Below are 18217 nucleotides of genomic sequence, written 5' to 3'. Positions count from 1 at the left end.
TCCATGACGGTGGAGCGCAATACCGATATCGAGATCCGTCTGCTGATCGAGGCTATCTACCTCAAGTACAGCTACGATTTTCGCGACTACTCCGGGGCTTCCATCAAGCGCCGGATACACCATGCGTTGCGTCAGCTGGACTGCGCCACGATTTCCGCGTTGCAGGAGCGGGTGCTGCACGACCCCACCACGTTCATGCAGTTGCTGCAGTACCTGACGATTCCGGTCAGCGAGATGTTTCGCGACCCCGAACACTTCCTGGCCATACGCCGGGAAGTGGTGCCGCTGTTGCGCACGTATCCGTCCATCAAGGTCTGGATCGCCGGCTGCAGTACCGGGGAGGAGGTGTACTCCATGGCCATCCTGCTGCGCGAGGAAGGCCTGCTGGACCGCACCATCATCTACGCCACGGACATCAACCCGCAGTCGCTGGAGAAAGCCAAGCAAGGCATCTACTCCATGGAGAACGTGCGCACCTACACCGAGAATTACCAGCGCGCGGGGGGCTGTGAAGCGTTTTCCAGCTACTACACCGCAGCCTACGGCAATGCCATTTTCGACAGTTCGCTGCGCGAGAACGTGACCTTCGCCGACCACAGCCTGGCCACCGACAGCGTGTTTTCCGAAACCCAGCTGGTGTCGTGCCGCAATGTGCTGATCTATTTCAACAAGAAGCTCCAGGACCGGGCCTTCGGGCTCTTCCATGAGTCCCTGTGCCACCGCGGCTTTCTGGTGCTGGGCAGCAAGGAAACCCTGGACTTCTCCGCCTACAGCGGCCGGTTCGAGGCCCTGGCCAAACCTGAGCGGATCTACCGCAAGACATGAACCCACGGGCAGGCTATTCGGCAGTAGTGGTTGGGGCATCGGCTGGCGGGGTCGAGGCCTTGCTGCGGGTGTACGGCATGCTGCCGGCCAGCTTCGCCCTGCCGGTGCTGACCGTGTTGCACCTGCCCGATGACCGCCACAGCCAACTGGCCGAGGTGTTCGCACGGCGCATGCACCGCGCGGCCAAGGAGGCCGTGGACAAGGAAGACATACAACCAGGGATGTTCTATTTCGCGGGTCCCGGGTACCACCTGTCGGTGGAGCAGGACCGCAGCCTGTCGCTGAGCCAGGAAGAGCGCGTGCATTACTCGCGCCCCTCCATCGACATCCTGTTCGAATCGGCGGCCGATGCCTATGGCGCACAGCTGGTCGGGGTGTTGCTCACCGGTGCCAACGAAGATGGTGCACAGGGCCTGGCAACGATTGGCGAACGCGGTGGTCTGACCATCGTCCAGGACCCGGCCGAGGCGCGCGTGGCGATCATGCCCGAAGCGGCGATGCGCCTGCGCCGACCCGACCATATTCTCCCATTGAATGGCATAGGCTCATTGCTCGCCAAGCTGGAACGAAGCGCATGCTAAGCCCCATAAAAGCCAAATTGCTGATCGTTGACGACTTGCCGGAAAACCTTCTGGCCCTGGAAGCGCTGATCAAGGCTGACGACCGCGAGGTGCACAAGGCACTCTCCGCCGATGAAGCCTTGTCGCTGCTGCTGCAACACGAATTCGCCCTGGCCATCCTCGATGTGCAGATGCCGGGCATGAACGGTTTCGAGCTGGCCGAGCTGATGCGCGGCACCGAAAAGACCAAGAGTATTCCCATCGTCTTCGTCAGCGCTGCCGGGCGCGAGATGAACTACGCCTTCAAGGGCTATGAAAGCGGTGCGGTGGACTTCCTGCACAAACCGCTGGAGATTCATGCGGTGAAAAGCAAGGTCAATGTGTTCGTTGACCTGTACTGCCAGCGCAAGGCCCTCAAGGAGCAGCTCGAAGCCCTGGAGCGCAGCCGCCAGGAGCAGGAAGTATTGCTGAAGAAGTTGCAGGCCACCCAGAATGAACTGGAGCACGCGGTACGCATGCGCGATGACTTCATGTCCATCGTCTCTCACGAAGTGCGCACGCCGCTCAATGGCCTGATCCTGGAAACCCAGTTGCGCAAGCTGCACTTGGCCCGGGACAACGCCGATGCCTTCACCCTGGACAAGATGCGTGGCATGGTCGAGCGCGACGAACGTCAGATCCAGAGCCTGATTCGCCTGATCGAAGACATGCTCGACGTTTCGCGCATACGAACCGGCAAGCTCTCCATCCGCCCCAGCCAGTTTGACCTGACGCAGCTGGTGGCCAACCTGCTGGACAACTTCGCTCCGCAAGTCGCCGCCGCCGAATGCGCCCTCAGCCTGCACGCTACCGAACCGGTGGTGGGCACCTGGGACGAGTTTCGCATCGAACAGGTGATTTCCAACCTGGTGTCCAACGCCTTGCGTTATGGCGGGCGCGGCCCCATCGAGGTCAGTGTGTACGCTCACAAAGGCAACGCACGGGTCGAGGTGCGTGACCACGGCATCGGCATCAGCAAGGAAAACCAGGCACGTATTTTCCAGCAGTTCGAGCGGGTATCGGCCACCCATGTGGTGGCGGGGCTGGGGCTGGGACTGTTCATTTCCGAGCAGATCGTGGTGGCTCACGGCGGTTCGATCACGGTGGACAGCGCGCTGGGCGAAGGCTCGACGTTTATCGTTAGCCTGCCGCTATAGGAATGTTCCCAACGGCACGCAACCTCTACCGGCGGCCAGGGTCACATAGGCAGCCAACCAGACAGTACATAGGCGTTACCATGAGTGAAGATGCACAAGACGTAGTCCTCATCGTCGAGGATGAGCCCTCGATTTTGATGGTGTTGTCCGATTACTTGAGCGGTGAGGGTTACCACGTGCTGCAAGCGAAGGACGGCGAGGAAGCATTCGAAATCCTGGCCCGCAAGCCGCACCTGGACCTGATGGTCACCGACTATCGCCTGCCCAAGGGCATTTCCGGCGTGCAGATCGCCGAGCCCGCGGTGAAGTTGCGGCCGGAGCTGAAGGTGATCTTCATCAGCGGCTACCCCCAGGAAATCGTCGACTGCGATAGCCCGATCACCCGCAAGGCGCCGATCCTGGCCAAACCGTTCGACTTGAATACGCTAGGCGAACAGATCCAGCGCCTGCTGGTGTGAGCCCCTGCGACGAGGTCGGCCTGAGCCTGGGCGCGTAGGGCGGCCCGATGAGCGCCTTGCTGGTCGGCTGGGTGGCACGGCTGTCGTAACGCTGCTGCAGAGCCAGGGCGGTATCGCTGCCCAGGTCCCGCGGGGCATCGCTGGTCTGCGTGCACGCGCACAGGCACGACAGCAGGGCAAGTACCAGGAGCACTCTGGCTCGGGCGGTCATCAGTGGGTTCACCTCAGGGTGACGCGCAGGTAGCGAGAAAACATCAAGGTGGTGCTGTTGGCGGGGGCTGGGTTGATGGCATAGTTGATGAAAACCGAGTTACCGATGTTGGCGTTGTACACATTGTCGGGGATGGTGAAGGTTGCCCAGTAATTCTGCTGGTCGAACATCGGCTCCCAGCCGCTTTGCCAAATGCGGCTGTCCGTGGTGAACCGCACGACATCGACTCGCGCGATGTGGGTACCCGATTGCCCGGTGTACTGCACGGTAATGTCCTTGCCGTGGATCTGAGGCGCCACCAGCGTGTACGGGTAAGGGTCAACGGTGACTGTCAAACGTTGGGATGTATAAGGGATGCCTGCGGCGTCGGTGATCACGTAGGTGACCTGAACATCGAGGCCCACGTTATCGATGAACTCTCGCCGCGGAACCCGCACCACCTTGATGCCGGGAGCGCCGACGGGCTGGATCTCCGACTCCCAGGTCGCGCGACCTTGCCAGATCAAATGAAAGCGGTCGCTGCCCTGAGCGGTGGAGAGCGGTAGCTCCACGCTCAGCGCTTGGTCATTGTAAAGGTCGCTCATCCTCAGGAACTCATGGCCGGGTTGCTTGGTATAGGCCTTGGGAATGGTGACGGGGGCCAGAGTCCTGCGCGCGTTGATGATGCGGTAGGTGCGGATCGGAAAGGTGAAGACGCTGGTGGTGGATCCGGCGGTGTCTGCGGGCTGGTTCATGGCGTGGCTCCGGCTGAAGGAGTCACCATTAAAAACAGTCGTGCGCCCTGCTGCTACTGACAGAACTGACAGGGTTGACGGGCCAGCCGGCACGGATCATGATCGAGAGCTTTCTAGCTTTCGATCATTTCCCGCACCTTGGCCGTCAGTCGGTCGAAGGTGAATGGCTTGGTGATCATCTGCATGCCTGCATCCAGAAAACCACCCCGCACCGCCGCATGCTCGGCATAGCCCGTGACGAACAACACCTTGAGGCCCGGGCGCAATTGGCGGCCGATCTCGGCCAGTTGCCGGCCGTTCATGCCGCCGGGCAAGCCGACATCGCTTACCAGCAAATCGATGCGCTGGGGCGAGTTGAGCACCGGCAGGGCGCCGCTGGCCTCGGCGGCCTCGATGTAGGCGTAGCCCAGTTCGCGCAGCACTTCGCACACCAGCAGGCGTACCGCGCTGTCATCCTCCACGACCAATACCGTTTCGCCGCTGCGGGCCCGGTGGGTTTCGCCGGCAGGTTGAGGCGAGGTAACCGGCGTGTCGCCCTTGAAACGCGGCAGGTAGAGGTTGACGGTGGTGCCTTTGCCGATCTGGCTTTCGATGGCCACATGGCCGCGCGATTGCTTGCTGAACCCATAGATCATCGACAGGCCCAGGCCGGTGCCCTGGCCGATGGGCTTGGTGGTGAAGAAAGGGTCGAATGCGCGGTTGATCACGCTTTGCGGCATGCCGCAGCCAGTGTCGCGGACGCTCAGGCGCACATAATCGCCCACCGCCAGAGCCCCCTGTTGGCGGGTGTAGGCCTCGTCCAGGGTGTGGTTGCTGGTTTCCACCACCAGGTCACCGCCATTGGGCATGGCATCGCGTGCGTTGATCACCAGGTTGAGCAGGGCGCTCTCCAGCTGGTGGGGGTCGGCTTCTGCCACCCACAGGCCGGGGTCCAGGTGCATGTCCAGGCGAATGCTCTCGTCCAGGCTGCGTTGCAGCAGCTCGTCCATGGCCAGCACCAGGCGGTTCATTTCCACGGGCTGCGAATCCAGCGACTGGCGGCGCGAAAACGCCAGTAGCCGGTGGGTCAGCCCGGCTGCGCGGTTGGCCGAGGTGATGCCCAGGTCGATGAGGTTGCCCAGGTCTTGCGTCTTGCCTCGCGACAAGCGCCGGCGCATCAATTCGAGGCTGCCGATGATGCCGGTGAGCATGTTGTTGAAGTCGTGGGCGATACCCCCGGTCAACTGGCCCACGGCTTCCATCTTCTGTGATTGGCGCAGGGCTTCCTCATTCTGCAGCACCTGAGCGGTGCGTTCCTGCACCTGCTGCTCCAGGGTTTCGTTGAGTTGGCGCAAGCGCTCTTCTCCCAGACGTCCGGCGTCCAGCGCGCTCTGCAGCCGTTGCTGGCTTTCGCCGAGGTCGTGCAGGCGGTCACGCGCTTCATATTGGCGGCGCCGGCCACGGATGGCGGTGCTCACCAGGCTGATCAGGGCCACCGGGTGGAAGGGGCGTTCCAGGAATGTAACGTTACCCAGTTGTTTGCCCAGGCGCATCGACGGCGGATGGTCGGGGCCGCCATGGTGGGTGATCAATACGATGGGCAGGTCGGACCACGCAGGCTGTTGCTGCAGGTACGCCACCAAAGGCGCGATGTCGGCACCGTTGAACGCCTCCTCGGCAATCACCGCCATACCCGCGCCGTCGTGCAGTTGGGTGCAGAGTTCGTTCAAGGTACCGGCGGCCTCTCCCTGATAGCCGGCTTCACCTATGATCGACAGCGCCACCTGGCTGTCGCGGCCCAATGGGGCGAGGACCATGACGCGTTCCGGCGCGGCAGCTACAGGGGTCACGGTCGTGGGTCCTTCAGCAGCGGGTTGCTTTCACCCACATAGGTGGGTACCCCGCGCAGCACTCCCTGGAAGTCATACAAGGGCTCCCCGACGGTCATGCCCTGGTTGCCTATCTTGTACTCGCGGATGGTGGACTCGTGGCCGCCATAGCGTTTCTTGATCACCGACATGGCCCGGCGCACCTGGCCCACAGCTTCGAAGTAGCGCAGCAGGATGACCGTATCGGCCAGGTAGGTCAGGTCCACGGGGGCCTTCATGTCGCCCACCAGCCCCTGCTGCGCCACCGTCATGAAGGTGGCGGCACCGCGGCGGTTGAGAAACAGCAGCAGTTCGTGAATATGCAGCACGGGTGAGCCTTCGCCCATCATCGCTGCCTGGTAGCCGTTGATGCTGTCGATGATCACGGTCTTGATCGCGTTCTCGTCGACCTTGCTGCGCACCCGGTGGGCGAATTCGCCGGGGGACAACTCGGCGGCGTCCACCTGTTCGATGATCATGTTGCCGCTGCGCTGCATGGCATCCAGGTCAATGCCCAGGTACTTCATGCGCTCGAACAGCAGACCCAGCTCCTCGTCGAAGATGAACAGCGCCACCTTCTCCCCCCGGGCCACGGCGGCCGCGGCGAATACCATGGCGATCAGCGATTTGCCGGTGCCCGCAGGGCCGAGTATCAGAGTGCTGGAGCCGTTTTCGACGCCACCCCCAAGCAGCGCATCGAGGGCACCGATGCCGCTGCTCAGCGGGGTGCGTTCATAATGGGCGCGGTGTTCGGCTGCCACCAGGCGCGGGAATACCTGGATGCCGCTCTGGTGGATAGTGAAATCGTGGTAGCCACCCCGGTACTTCTGCCCGCGGTATTTCATGATGCGCAAGCGCCGGCGTTCGGCGCCGTAGTCGGGTGCCATCTCTTCCAGGCGGATGACCCCGTGGGCGATGCTGTGCAGAGTCTTGTCCAGCGGCTCGCTGGTCATGTCGTCCAACAGCACCACGGTGGCATTGAAGCGCGCGAAGTAGTGCTTGATGGCCAGGATCTGGCGGCGGTAACGCAGCGAACTCTGGGCCAGCAGGCGCACTTCCGAGAGGCTGTCGAGTACCACGCGGTCGGGTTTGATGCGCTCCACCACGTCGAAGATCTGCCGCGTGGCCTCGCCCAGTTCCAGGTCGCTGCTGTACAGCAGGCTCTGTTGCTGCTGGGCATCGAGAATCATCTCTGGCGGCGTCAGCTCGAACACTTCGATGTGCGGGTCCAGCTCCCAACCATGGGACAAGGCCCCCTCACGCAGTTCGCGCTCGGTTTCCGAGAGCGTGATGTACAGGCAGCGCTCGCCCTGGGCGGCGCCCTCGAGCAGGAACTGCAAGGCTACCGTGGTCTTGCCCGCACCCGGTTGGCCTTCCAGCAGGAAAATGTGGCTGCGGCTCAGGCCGCCATTGAGAATGTCATCCAGGCCGGTGATGCCGGTGGAGGCTTTCGGTTTCATCAAGCGGGGCTCCTCGCGTCACGATGGCGTTGGCGCAAGGGCCTTGCCAGGGGCCGCTGCACTTACACTGGACAGCGGGCCCGTGGCGCAGTTCAACGAGAAGTGCCGCCCCGGCGTGCGCGGGCTAGCGAGGGCGGCGCTCCTTCAAGGGCTGACCACCTGATCGCTGGCCGAGTAAATGAAGGGGGAGGTCTGGCTGATGGAGAAGCGCACCACGGGGACGAACTTGCCCGTGACGTTCTTGTAGTCGCGTTGGATGTTCTGGGCGCCTGCTAGCCCGGCACCGCGGGTATTGGCGTTGTGGTAGAAAATAGCTTCAAGGGGCAGGTCGGTGCGGTTCTGCGGCCACGTCTTGAGCACCACCTCATTATGGAAGCGTCGGTCGGCGGCTACCTGGAACGCGGGGCGCACGGACAGCCCGAGTTGGAACATGCTTTGACTGCCGGCGAAGCTGCATTGGTGCTGGTTGCGCGCGCTGAATGATCCCGAGCCCGCCACCGCGTGGTAATGAGTCGCCCACTTGGCGACGGTGTTGATGCCTTGCGTGGAGCAATAGATGCTTTGGCTCGGGTAGGTTGGGTGAGCACCGCAGCCGTTATTGGCTCGGTAAATGCTGGCGGCGTCCGTGGGGAAATAACAGAGGAGTGTAATGAAGTAGTTGCCGTCGCGAATCGAGGCGTTGTAGTTCTTGAATATCAGCCCTTCCGACAGTGGCTGGTTCCAGGCCAGTTCGGTGATGGCCTGGTCACGCCTCAAATAACTGAACGACACGCCGCCCAGGGTCACGGAGGCTGGGCCGGGGTTCCACACGTGGTAGCCGGGGCCATAGGTGGTCATGCGGATCAGCACGCCGTCGCAGTAGAAAGCGGCCTGGCCATTGCAGCTGTTGTCCAGTTTCAGGAAGCGCCGGTTGAGCTCCGCCGCCACGCCCGCACCGCGGTCGCCCGTGGCGTTGGGCAGCAGGAAGGCATTGCGGTCCGGCGCCCTCAGGTCCAGCTTGACCACGGGGATGAGTTGGCCGGTGGCCGCCTGATAATCCTTTTGCAGATTGACGGCGTACGGCTGTGCTGCCGGCTGGCTGGCGTCGTAGAAAAAAGCTTCGATGGGCAAGCGGTCCGGCCGGCTGGGGTCCCAGGTCGCCACCACCAATTCATTGGCCCATGCAGCCTTTGCAGCGCCGCCCTGATGGCCCTCCAGGCTGGCTCGGAATTGGGTGGTGTTGGCGCTGAGCGAGCATTGGTTGTGGCTGTCATGGCCATGGGCTGCAAAGTTGGCCAGCCATAGCGGCCCGGTGATGGCTGGCGGGTTCGCAGACTGACAACTGCTTTGGTCGGCCTCGGGTGCCGCCTGCGAGGGGCTGGCGGGCGCGGTGGAGGTGGTGGCGAAACCGCAGCCGTTGGCAGGCCGCCCCTGGATGCCCGCCGTGAAGGGGTAGATACAGCGAATCTGCGGGGCCTTTCCGGCTGCGGCGGCTGTGCTGTAGTCGCTGTAGATGAAACCGACGCTGCCTTGCAGTGAACCGGTGCTGATATCGCTGCGTACCCAGCTGAAACTGACCGAGCCCAAAGCCGTCGCCGCGGGGCTGTGGGTCCAGAATTTATAGGAGGTGCTGTAGGTAACGGTGCGCAGCATGATGCCAGAACAGTAATAGGCAGGGGTGCCACCGTCGCAGGCGCCTACCTCGTTCTTGAAGCGCGTGTTCAGGCGGGCAACCAGCGCCGCGTCCTGCACTCCTGCCTCGGTGACCGCCTGGGCAGGTGGCGCGCTGGTCATTTCCGGGGGCGCGGGAGGGGCGGGCTGGGTGCAGGCGTATAGAGCGGCGGTGAGGGCAAGAACCAATGGTCGTTTCATGGTGCGCGCCTCAAGGGTGGGCCTTCATTAAAGAGGCCCGGGCCGGTGTGGCGAAACTGTCAAATCTTACAGGTGGCGACCAGTGGCGGTCACAACCCCTGTTGCAAGGCGGGGTCGTCGGGGTTCTGCTGTTCCAGCTCGGCCAGCAGCACTTGCACGTTCTGCAACTGCCCGGTCTGCTTCCAGTATTCGATCAGCAACACCCGCGCCTTGCGGTTGGCGGGCTGCCTGCGCAATATCTCGTCCAGTTGGCGCTGAGCGGCTTCCACCTGGTCCATCTGATGCAGGGTGACAGCCAGGTTGTAGCGGTAGTCGCTGTTGTCCGGCTCCAGTTCCGATGCCCGCGCCAACGCCAGCAGGGCGTACTCACCCTGGCCGTGGCGAATCAGCCACTGGCCCAGTTCGTGCTGCAGCAATGCCGAGTCGGGGTGGGCGATCAATTGTTCGGCCAGCAGTTGCCGTGAGGCATCATTCTGCCCTTGTTTTTCCAGCACGCGCACTTGCACCGCCACGGTTTCCAGGTCGCCGGGCACCAGTTCGTGGGCGTGCGCGAGCGTCGCCAGGGCTTGGGTGTAGTCGTCGTTGTAGAGGTAGATCTTCGCCAGCTCCAGTTGGCCGTCGGCATCATCCGGGGCGCTGATCAACGCTTGCACGTAATCATCCAGCACGGCATTGAGACGGGCGAAATACAGCCCCAGGTCATCGGGCGACAGGCCCAGCAGGGCCCGGGCCACATGGAAGCGGATGTCTTCATCGTCGTCATCCAGCAGCGGCCCCAGCAGCAGGCTGCGCTGTGCGTCGGGCACCAGGTGGCTGACAGCGTCGATGGCGCCGTGGCGCACCAGCAGGTTCTGGTCTTCCTTGAGGTCGGCCTTGATCAGTTTCAATGCCTGGGGGCTGGGGTAGTTGGGGAGTTCGGCCAGCAGGCTGATGCGCCTTACGGGGGAAAGGTCGGTGCGCGCCAGTTGCTGGTAAAGGACCCGTGCCGCGCCGGGCTTGCCGTTGTGAGCCTGGTCCAGCGCCTTGGAGTAACTGTGCCGCAGCTCCGGCGACGCAGGTGTCGGGGCAGGGCGCAACAGGTGCCAGGCGACACCCAGGGCAACGATGAGCAGGGCAGACAGCAACAGGGAGCGAACAAGCTTGGGCATTGACCAGTCCGAAGCGCGGCGGCTTTTCCAGGGACGGTCAGCTTGGGGCAGACGAGGGGTGGAGTCAAACGCCGGTGCAGGGCCTGCCCGTACCAATGCCGCGGGCAGGCCCTTGGGGTCACGCGGCGCTGTCGTAGGCGCCGGCTTTCTTCTGCACCTGACTGCGGCAGGCCTGGCCGAAGGCTTCGAAGATTTTCACCGAGTCGGGGTTCTGCGCGGCCTGCCATTCAGGGTGCCACTGCACGGCGAACAGGAAGGGTGACAGGCTTGGGCCATGGATGGCTTCCACCAGCCCGTCTTCGGCGCGGGCGATGGCTTCCAGGCCTTTGCCCAGGGTTTTCAGGCCTTGGCCATGGAGCGAGTTGACCTGGATCGAGTCGCTGCCCAGCAATGTGTGCAACCAGCTGCTGGCGGCCACCTGGACGCTGTGGGCGGGTGCATACTGCACGTTCACCGGGTCGTCCGGGTTTTCGCGGTGGTCATTGAAGCCGGGCTCGGCATAGACCTTCTGATACAGGTCGCCGCCCAGGGCCACATTGATTTCCTGCATGCCACGACACACGCCGAAAATCGGCAACCCGCGGGCAATGGCCGCGCGCACCAGGGGCAGGTCGAACAGGTCGCGGTCGCGGTCCTGGCCCTTGCCGGGGGTCTGGTTCTCCTGGCCGTAGAGCGCCGGATCGATGTTGCTGCCGGCGCCGGTCAGGTACACGCCGTCGGCCATGTCCAGGTACTGCTCCAGGTCATCGGTGCCGCAGCAGGTCGGAACCAGCACCGGCACACAGCCAGCGTGTTCGACCAGAGGAAGGATGTATTTGTGGGTCATGACCTGATAATCGTGCCCCTTGCGTTCCTGGGCACCCATGGACATGAGGACGACGGGTTTGCGCGATTTTTGTTTTTTATTGCCAATGTTGCTGTTGGACATATATCACCTTGGGACAGGCACAGCCTATCGTTTCTGTGCAGGCGCGCCGTTCGTGAAGGCAGGCGCTACCTGAGGTTCCGAGCACTGCCGGTCATGGCGCGAAGGGGCGATGCCGGTCGGTAACCTGGGCGATAGCGTGCCAGAGCCGTTTATTATGTCAAACGCTTTTGTTGTGAGGTGTGCAAAATATTTTTATGTTTGGAGCTCAGGTGAGGGTCGTGATTCCTCTCGGCGCCCTTGAGGCCGAGCGCCTTCCGTGTGGCGCTGGGCCTGAAGAACACGGAAACTTCAAGCCAGGCACTTCTTGCGAGCTGAACACCCCACCAGACCGTCCCAAATTCAGAACACCCGCCCCGTCCATAATATGCAACCCCCCGTGACCAATCGTCACCAACCCCTCTACCCCGTTGTACCGGTGCCCCCCCAGGCGTAGAATTCTGCTCATCTGGCTTCACCCTCTAATACCCATAAAAATCCGACTGAACGCTCTGCCCCGGGCCATCCACGGTCCTGGCAGGGCGTTTTTGCGTGGATTTTTCGAGGGGGTGCAGTCTTTATCCAGAAGAGGCAATGACGGCACTTCATGAATATCACCGATACCCGCAACGGCAGTTGGCTGAGCGTGATCGCCCTGGCGCTGGCCGCTTTTATCTTCAACACCACCGAGTTCGTGCCGGTGGGGTTGCTCAGCGCGATCGGCGGCAGCTTTCAGATGACGCCGGCCCAGGTCGGCCTGATGCTGACCGTGTATGCCTGGGTGGTGTCGCTGATGTCGCTGCCGATGATGCTGCTCACCCGCAACATCGAGCGGCGCAAGCTGCTGATGTTCGTCTTCGGCCTGTTCATCGCCAGCCATGTCCTGTCGAGCCTGGCGCCCAGTTTCGGCGTTCTGCTGGTGAGCCGTATCGGCATCGCCGTGGCCCACGCGGTGTTCTGGTCGGTGACCGCTTCGCTGGCGGTACGCGTTGCGCCCGCTGGCAAGCAGGTGCAGGCACTGGGGTTGCTGGCCACGGGTACGTCCCTGGCGATGGTGCTGGGTATTCCACTGGGCCGCGTGGTGGGCGAATGGCTGGGCTGGCGCTCGACGTTCCTGGCCATCGCCGGTGTATCGGCCGTGACCGTGCTGGGCCTGGCTCGCTCGTTGCCGCTGCTGCCCAGCCAGAACTCCGGCAGCCTGCAGAGCCTGCCGATTCTGTTCAGGCGCCCGGCGCTGATGTCGCTGTACCTGCTGACCGCGGTGGTGGTGACTGCGCAGTTCACTGCCTACAGCTACATTGAACCGTTCGCCCAGAGCGTCGCCCACCTGAGCGGCGAGATGACCACCGTGCTGTTGCTGCTGTTTGGTGGCGCCGGCATCATCGGTTCGATTGTCTTCAGCTTGTTCAACAACCGTTTTCCGCGCGGTTTACTGATTGGCTCCATCGGTGCTCTGGCACTGTGTCTGGCACTGCTGTTGCCGCTGGCCGGGCATGCGGCCGGGCTGGGTAGCATGAGCGTGGTGTGGGGCATGTCGATCATGTGCTTCGGCTTGATCCTGCAGGCCCGGGTACTGTCGCTGGCGCCTGACGCCACGGACGTGGCCATGGCCCTGCATTCGGGTATCTACAACGTTGGCATTGGCGGCGGGGCATTGCTGGGTAGCGTGGTCAGCAGCCACATGGGCGTGACCAATGTCGGTGTAGTGGGGGGCGTCCTGGCGCTGGCCGGCCTGGCCTGGTGTGGCATCCTCACGCACCGTTATGGCCAGCCCCAGGTGGCCGCGAACGAACATTCAGGCCGCGAGCGCACCCAGGAAGCCTGAGCGCCCCGCCAGAATTCGTGCTTTAGTGTCCTCATGCATGCTTGCCCGAGGACACCGCCTGATGCGTCATGACCCCTTTCGAATTCCTACCGATGCCGAGATAGACGCTGCCGAGCAGCGTCTGGGCATGGATTTCCCCGAGGCCTACCGGGCCTTCCTCAAGGGCGGCAGTGATGTCGCCGACGCTCGCTTCGAACCTGCCGTGGTATTGCCCGGCTCCGCGGACCTGGACCTGATCGACATGGCCCATACGGCCTGGAAGCGCCAGGGCGTCCCCCGGGATCTGCTGCCGTTCATTGAAGACAACGGCGATTACTTCTGTGTCAACGCCCGCGGCCAAGTGTTGTACTGGTCTCAGGAAGGGCCGCCACAGCCGCGCTGGTCCAGTTTCAAGGTCTGGCATGAACAGGTCTGCCAGGCCACCGACTGAGATCGCTTGCCGCCCGGCGTGACATGTTGTAAAACATTGGCTCGATAAAGGTTGTCCATAATCTATTTTCAACAACAACAGGAAACCCGCCATGCCCCTCGTGCGTATCGATGTTGCTCAGGACACCTCTGCTGAAACGGTCAAGGCCATCAGCGACGTGATCTACGACGCCATGATCCACACGGCCAACGTGCCGACCCATGACAAGTTCCAGATCATCAACCGCCACGCCCGTGACGAGTTGGTGTACCCGGCCGAGGGCTACCTGGGCATCCAGTACAGCCCGCGTATCGTGTTTGTTCAGGTGACCTGGAACAGTGGGCGAAGCGTGGACGTGAAGCGGGCGTTCTACCAGGCGGTGGCCAACGGTATTCACGAGCGTACTGGTGTGCCCAGGGAAGATGTGTGGATCAGCCTGGTAGAGGTGAACCGCGAGGACTGGTCGTTTGGCCAGGGTGAAATGCAGTACGTGCCCAAGGCCTGATCGACACTGTTCAAGGAGCGCCCCATGCTGTCCAATCTCGTCGCCAGCCGCCTGGCCCCGCGCAATGTCCACTATGGCTGGGTGGTGGCCGCCACGACCTTCCTGACCATGCTGGTGATGGCGGGGGCCATGGGCGCCCCCGGCGTGTTCATTGTGCCCCTGCAGCAGGAGTTCGGCTGGAGTAGCGCGCAGATCTCGTCGGCGCTGGCGGTTCGTTTCGCCTTGTACGGGCTGATGGGGCCTTTCGCCGCGGCCTTCATGAACCACTTCGGCCTGCGCCGGGTGGTGCTGGTGGCGTTGGCCGTGGTGCTGGGCGGGTTGCTGGGTTCGATGTTCATGAACCGCTTCTGGCAACTCGTGTTGCTGTGGGGCGTGGTCGTTGGGGTCGGCACCGGGCTGACGGCCATGGTGCTGGGGGCCACGGTGGCCACCCGCTGGTTTTCCAAGCGTCGCGGCCTGGTGGTGGGACTGCTCTCGGCCAGCACCGCTACCGGGCAACTGGTGTTCATGCCGCTGTTGGCATCGCTCACCGAGCACCATGGCTGGCGGGTGGGGTTGTCGCTGATCTGCGGCGCCATGGCGGTGGCCGCGGTGGCGGTGCTGGCGCTACTGCGCGACCGCCCGGCCGACCTGGGCCTGACGGCCTACGGCGATGCCACGGTGGTCGCGGCGCCAGGCAAGGCGAGTCTGTGGGCGATGCTGGCCAGCCCGTGGCGAGTGTTGCGTGACGTCAGTGGTAGTTGGACGTTCTGGGTGCTGTTCCTGACTTTTTTCGTCTGCGGCGCCAGCACCAATGGCCTGGTGCAGACGCACTTCATCAGCCTGTGCGGTGACTACGGCCTGGTGGCCACCAGTGCCGCGGGCATCCTGGCGATGATGGGCATCTGTGATTTCTTCGGTACTGTGGGTTCAGGGTGGCTGTCCGACCGGTTCGATAACCGCTGGCTGCTGTTCTGGTATTACGGGCTGCGGGGTGTGGCGTTGATGATTTTGCCGTTCACGGACTTCACCGTCTGGGGGCTGTCGTTCTTCGCGGTGCTGTACGGCCTGGACTGGATCGCCACGGTGCCGCCCACCGTCAAGCTGGTGGCCCAGACCTTCGGCAGCGAGCGGGCCAACATTGTCTTCGGCTGGGTATTCGCCGGCCACCAGTTGGGCGCGGCGTTCGCCGCCTACGGCGCGGGCTTGACCCGCACGCTGATGGCAAGCTACCTGCCGGCGTTTTTCGTCGCGGGGTTGCTGTGCGTGCTGGCGTCGCTGATTGCTTTGTCCATCCCGGTGCTGCGCGCCAGGACGGTGCTTGCTCGCTGAAGGTCTGCTGCTTCCCTGTGGCACCGGGCGAGGCCTGGTCCCACAGGGAGAGTGGTGTCACACCTTCTGCAGGTTCAACAGGTTATCGGCGGCGGTGGCGTTGGAGCTGGTACGCAGGAACGTCCCGTCGATGACTTCAACTTCGGCGCCGTCGCGCCAGTCCTCGCCGTCTTTGTAACGCGTCTTGAAGCACAAGCCCGAATTGATCAAGTGGGCGACAAAGGCGCGGGGCACCAGGTAGCTTTCGTTGGTCTTGCGCTTGCGCACCCGTACGGTTTCGATGTGTTCAGCGGCGCTGTCCAGACGGATACCGTTGATGAAATATTGCTGGGTCATGGTCACTCCTGAGGGTTGTGGGTGTGTCTGCCGACCTTTGTGCGTTGTCGACAAGACCCGTTGTATCGAGAAGTACAGGTTCGGGCTGTAGGAAAATTCCCAAGATGCAATTGGAAATATCCGGCGGGCAAGGTATGAAGGCGTCGGGAAATTAGACGCAGTTAGCTGCATGCGCTATCGTCGCGCCCGCGATAGTGCGCCGTTCGAACAGGGAGTGATTGATGCAAACGCTTTTCAGAGGCCGGAGTGCGGTTGTGCTCCTGGGGATCGCTTTCGTGGTGGCCGATCAATTGGTCAAACTGCTGGCGCTGTCAGCCTTGCAGGCCGGCGGTTTTCGTCTGGGCGCACGTCCGGTGAGCCTGGCGCTGGAACTGAGCCTGAATCCCGGTGCCTTCCTCAGCCTGGGCGCGGCGATGCCCGAGTGGGTCAAGCAGATGATCTTCGTCCTCGGCGTTGCCGGGGTAGTGGGGTGGGCCGGTTACTGGGCGCTGCGCAACTGGGCAGTGTCCACTCGCCAAGCCATGGCGGTGTACGCGATCGCGTTGGGCGGGGCCGGCAATCTGATTGACCGGGTGTTTCGCCATGGTCACGTGGTGGACTACATGATCATCAACGTCGGTTCGCTGCACACTGGCGTGTTTAACCTGGCTGATATCGCCATCACGGCCGGAGCGCTCTTCCTGGCCTTGGACATGCTGCGCACGCCGCGCCCAGGTCCATGATACCTCTGGCGGGAGCCGCTACTGGTTATAACGATAGTCTATATCGTTCTAAACGTTCATAACGGAAGCGGCTATGCTGCCCGCCAGTTTTTGCGCGTGATTTAAGGCTCAGCAATGGATGTCGGTAATTTCGGTTTTGTGGTTGCGGGGCTGATCGTCGGGTTCGTGGTAGGCATGACGGGTGTAGGCGGCGGGTCACTGATGACGCCGATCCTGCTGTGGTTCGGGATCAACCCGGCGACGGCGGTGGGCACCGACCTGTTGTATGCGGCCATCACCAAGTCGGGTGGCGTGCTGGTACACCGCAAGAACAAGAACATCGACTGGGGTGTGACCGGCTGGTTGACCCTGGGCAGTGTCCCGGCAGTGGCCGTGACCCTGTGGTTCCTGAAGAATTTCGACACCAACCCCAAGGCCCTCAACGCGGTCATTACCCAGGCGCTGGGCATTGTGCTGCTGCTCACGGCGGGCGCTGTACTGTTCAAGCACAAGCTGCTGGCCTTCGCGCACCGCAACAGCGGTGACAAGTCGCTGTTCACCGGCACCAGGCTGAACGTGCTCACCGTCATCACTGGCCTGATCCTGGGTACCATGGTCGCCCTGACCTCCATCGGCGCGGGGGCCCTGGGCACGGTTGCCCTGTTCATTCTCTACCCGCTGTTGCCCACCCGTCGCCTGGTCGGCACCGAGATCGCTCACGCCGTGCCGCTGACCCTGGTGGCTGGCCTGGGCCATGCCAGCATGGGCAACATGAACTGGGAGTTGCTGGGTTTTCTGCTGATGGGCTCGCTGCCGGGTATTTACCTGGGCAGTCACCTGACCGGGCGCGTGCCTGACAAGGTACTGCGCCCCTGCCTCGCTTTCATGTTGTTTGCCATTGGCTACAAGCTGGCCTTCTGAGGCCTGAGCGGGTCCCTGTTCCGCAAAGGTGCAACAACATGTGTATCCGGCGAACCTTGCCCTTCGCCGGGCGTCCGAGCTGTGTAGTGAATGTTACGCAGCCCGGAGATCCCGCCTTTTGAAAGATGCCATTCGCAAGAAATACCGGTTGATGATCAAGACCCTCGGGTACGTCGGCTGGGCGCTGTTCTGGTTGTTGATCTGGGACATTCTGGTGACGGTGGATTTCATGCTCTACCTCAACAGCAAGGTCACCCTGCCGCTGATGCCCCTGACCCTGCTGGGTTCGGCGCTGGTGGTGCTGATCAGTTTTCGCAACAGCAGTGCCTATAACCGCTGGTGGGAGGCCCGTACCCTGTGGGGCGCGGTGGTCAATAGCTCGCGTAGCTTCGGCCGCCAGGTGTTGACCCTGGTGGACGACGAAAATGGTGACGTCAATCCGGTCAAGGCCGCTTTGTTGCGCCGCCAGGTGGCCTACGTCCACAGCCTGACGGCCAGCCTCAAGGGCACCCCGTGCCCCGTGGAGTTGCAGGCGTTCGTGCGCGCCGAAGAATTCGAGCGTCGTGGGCGTTCCAACAACTTCTCCAACGACATCCTCAACGGCTCGGCCAACCTGCTGGCGCGCGAATACAAGGCGGGGCGGTTGGACAGCATCCGCCTGGCGCGGCTGGAATCGACCCTGGTAGACCTGTCCAACAGCCAGGGCGGTCTGGAGCGCATCGCCAACACGCCGCTGCCGTACCCTTACGTGTACTTCCCACGCCTGTTCATTTCGCTGTTCTGCCTGATCGTGCCGGTGGGCCTGGTGGAATCACTGGAGTGGTACACGCCGCTGGCCTCCACGGTGGTGGGCTTCATGCTGCTGGCCATCGAACGCATCGGCACCGACCTGCAAAGTCCGTTCAAGCCCAGCGAGCACCAGATCCAGATGGACACCATTTGCGAGACCATCGAGAAGAACCTCGAGTCGATGCAACGCGAAGCGCAGCATGCAGAGTTGATCGACTGATTCCGC

The 18217-nt window shown here is 62.7% G+C and carries 18 protein-coding genes; 11 read left to right on the top strand and 7 right to left on the bottom strand.

What is annotated here, in order from left to right; genetic code table 11:
• Window positions 1-3: 3 nt before the first annotated feature.
• From QBK88_RS08965 to QBK88_RS08950, 4 genes are all read left to right on the top strand, one after another.
• Window positions 4-825, top strand: a complete 822-nt coding sequence (locus QBK88_RS08965; protein ID WP_277961782.1) for a CheR family methyltransferase — start codon at window positions 4-6, stop codon at window positions 823-825.
• Window positions 822-1406, top strand: a complete 585-nt coding sequence (locus tag QBK88_RS08960; RefSeq protein ID WP_277961781.1) for a chemotaxis protein CheB — start codon at window positions 822-824, stop codon at window positions 1404-1406. The genes QBK88_RS08965 and QBK88_RS08960 overlap by 4 nt, the downstream gene beginning before the upstream one ends.
• Entirely contained in the window at window positions 1400-2581 is a 1182-nt protein-coding gene (locus QBK88_RS08955; RefSeq protein WP_268142703.1) for a hybrid sensor histidine kinase/response regulator, read from the top strand. The genes QBK88_RS08960 and QBK88_RS08955 overlap by 7 nt, the downstream gene beginning before the upstream one ends.
• Window positions 2582-2661: 80 nt before the next feature.
• Window positions 2662-3039 carry a response regulator gene (locus QBK88_RS08950; RefSeq protein WP_268142701.1) on the top strand — a complete coding sequence of 126 codons (378 nt, stop codon included), beginning with the start codon at window positions 2662-2664 and terminating at the stop codon, window positions 3037-3039.
• A 219-nt stretch (window positions 3040-3258) separates the two neighbouring features.
• On the opposite strand, the gene QBK88_RS08945 is transcribed toward QBK88_RS08950, so the two are convergent.
• The 6 genes from QBK88_RS08945 to QBK88_RS08920 form a co-directional block, all read right to left on the bottom strand.
• Window positions 3259-3984, bottom strand: coding sequence for a hypothetical protein (locus QBK88_RS08945; protein WP_277961780.1), 726 nt, complete (start codon window positions 3982-3984; stop codon window positions 3259-3261).
• A 113-nt stretch (window positions 3985-4097) separates the two neighbouring features.
• On the bottom strand, window positions 4098-5813 hold the full coding sequence (locus tag QBK88_RS08940) for an ATP-binding protein (protein WP_445764915.1): 1716 nt from the start codon (window positions 5811-5813) through the stop codon (window positions 4098-4100).
• A complete protein-coding gene (locus tag QBK88_RS08935) occupies window positions 5810-7291 on the bottom strand; it encodes an ATPase domain-containing protein (protein WP_277961779.1) in 1482 nt (493 codons plus the stop codon). Before QBK88_RS08935 ends, QBK88_RS08940 begins: the two co-directional genes overlap by 4 nt.
• 144 nt (window positions 7292-7435) lie before the next feature.
• Window positions 7436-9142 carry a hypothetical protein gene (locus tag QBK88_RS08930; RefSeq protein ID WP_277961778.1) on the bottom strand — a complete coding sequence of 569 codons (1707 nt, stop codon included), beginning with the start codon at window positions 9140-9142 and terminating at the stop codon, window positions 7436-7438.
• 89 nt (window positions 9143-9231) lie between these two features.
• Entirely contained in the window at window positions 9232-10290 is a 1059-nt protein-coding gene (locus tag QBK88_RS08925) for a tetratricopeptide repeat protein (RefSeq protein ID WP_277961777.1), read from the bottom strand.
• 118 nt (window positions 10291-10408) lie between these two features.
• Window positions 10409-11218, bottom strand: coding sequence for a type 1 glutamine amidotransferase (locus QBK88_RS08920; protein ID WP_277961776.1), 810 nt, complete (start codon window positions 11216-11218; stop codon window positions 10409-10411).
• A gap of 583 nt (window positions 11219-11801) precedes the next feature.
• Here QBK88_RS08920 and QBK88_RS08915 point away from each other — a divergent pair.
• The 4 genes from QBK88_RS08915 to QBK88_RS08900 all read left to right on the top strand — a co-directional run bounded on the left by QBK88_RS08915 (window position 11802) and on the right by QBK88_RS08900 (window position 15244).
• Window positions 11802-13019: a sugar transporter gene (locus tag QBK88_RS08915; protein WP_277961775.1), complete on the top strand. Its 1218-nt coding sequence runs from the start codon at window positions 11802-11804 to the stop codon at window positions 13017-13019.
• Between the two features lie 61 nt (window positions 13020-13080).
• A complete protein-coding gene (locus QBK88_RS08910) occupies window positions 13081-13449 on the top strand; it encodes an SMI1/KNR4 family protein (RefSeq protein WP_268142690.1) in 369 nt (122 codons plus the stop codon).
• A 91-nt stretch (window positions 13450-13540) separates the two neighbouring features.
• Window positions 13541-13933 carry a tautomerase family protein gene (locus tag QBK88_RS08905; protein ID WP_277961774.1) on the top strand — a complete coding sequence of 131 codons (393 nt, stop codon included), beginning with the start codon at window positions 13541-13543 and terminating at the stop codon, window positions 13931-13933.
• 24 nt (window positions 13934-13957) lie between these two features.
• A complete protein-coding gene (locus QBK88_RS08900) occupies window positions 13958-15244 on the top strand; it encodes an MFS transporter (protein WP_277961773.1) in 1287 nt (428 codons plus the stop codon).
• 57 nt (window positions 15245-15301) lie between these two features.
• Here the strand turns inward: QBK88_RS08900 and QBK88_RS08895 are convergent, their stop codons facing one another.
• Window positions 15302-15580, bottom strand: coding sequence for a DUF3892 domain-containing protein (locus QBK88_RS08895; protein WP_277961772.1), 279 nt, complete (start codon window positions 15578-15580; stop codon window positions 15302-15304).
• A 254-nt stretch (window positions 15581-15834) separates the two neighbouring features.
• Here QBK88_RS08895 and QBK88_RS08890 point away from each other — a divergent pair, with 254 nt between their 5' ends.
• The 3 genes from QBK88_RS08890 (at window position 15835) to QBK88_RS08880 (ending at window position 18211) form a co-directional block, all read left to right on the top strand.
• Window positions 15835-16302 carry a signal peptidase II gene (locus tag QBK88_RS08890; protein WP_445764914.1) on the top strand — a complete coding sequence of 156 codons (468 nt, stop codon included), beginning with the start codon at window positions 15835-15837 and terminating at the stop codon, window positions 16300-16302.
• Between the two features lie 114 nt (window positions 16303-16416).
• Complete coding sequence (locus tag QBK88_RS08885) at window positions 16417-17202, top strand: sulfite exporter TauE/SafE family protein (protein WP_277961770.1); 786 nt, start codon at window positions 16417-16419, stop codon at window positions 17200-17202.
• Window positions 17203-17320: 118 nt separating this feature from the next.
• Window positions 17321-18211: a bestrophin family ion channel gene (locus tag QBK88_RS08880; RefSeq protein ID WP_277961769.1), complete on the top strand. Its 891-nt coding sequence runs from the start codon at window positions 17321-17323 to the stop codon at window positions 18209-18211.
• Window positions 18212-18217: the final 6 nt, after the last annotated feature.

This window comes from Pseudomonas sp. RIT-To-2 (assembly GCF_029623465.1).
GTDB lineage: Bacteria > Pseudomonadota > Gammaproteobacteria > Pseudomonadales > Pseudomonadaceae > Aquipseudomonas > Aquipseudomonas silvicola.
This window is presented reverse-complemented; position numbering and strand designations above follow the sequence as displayed.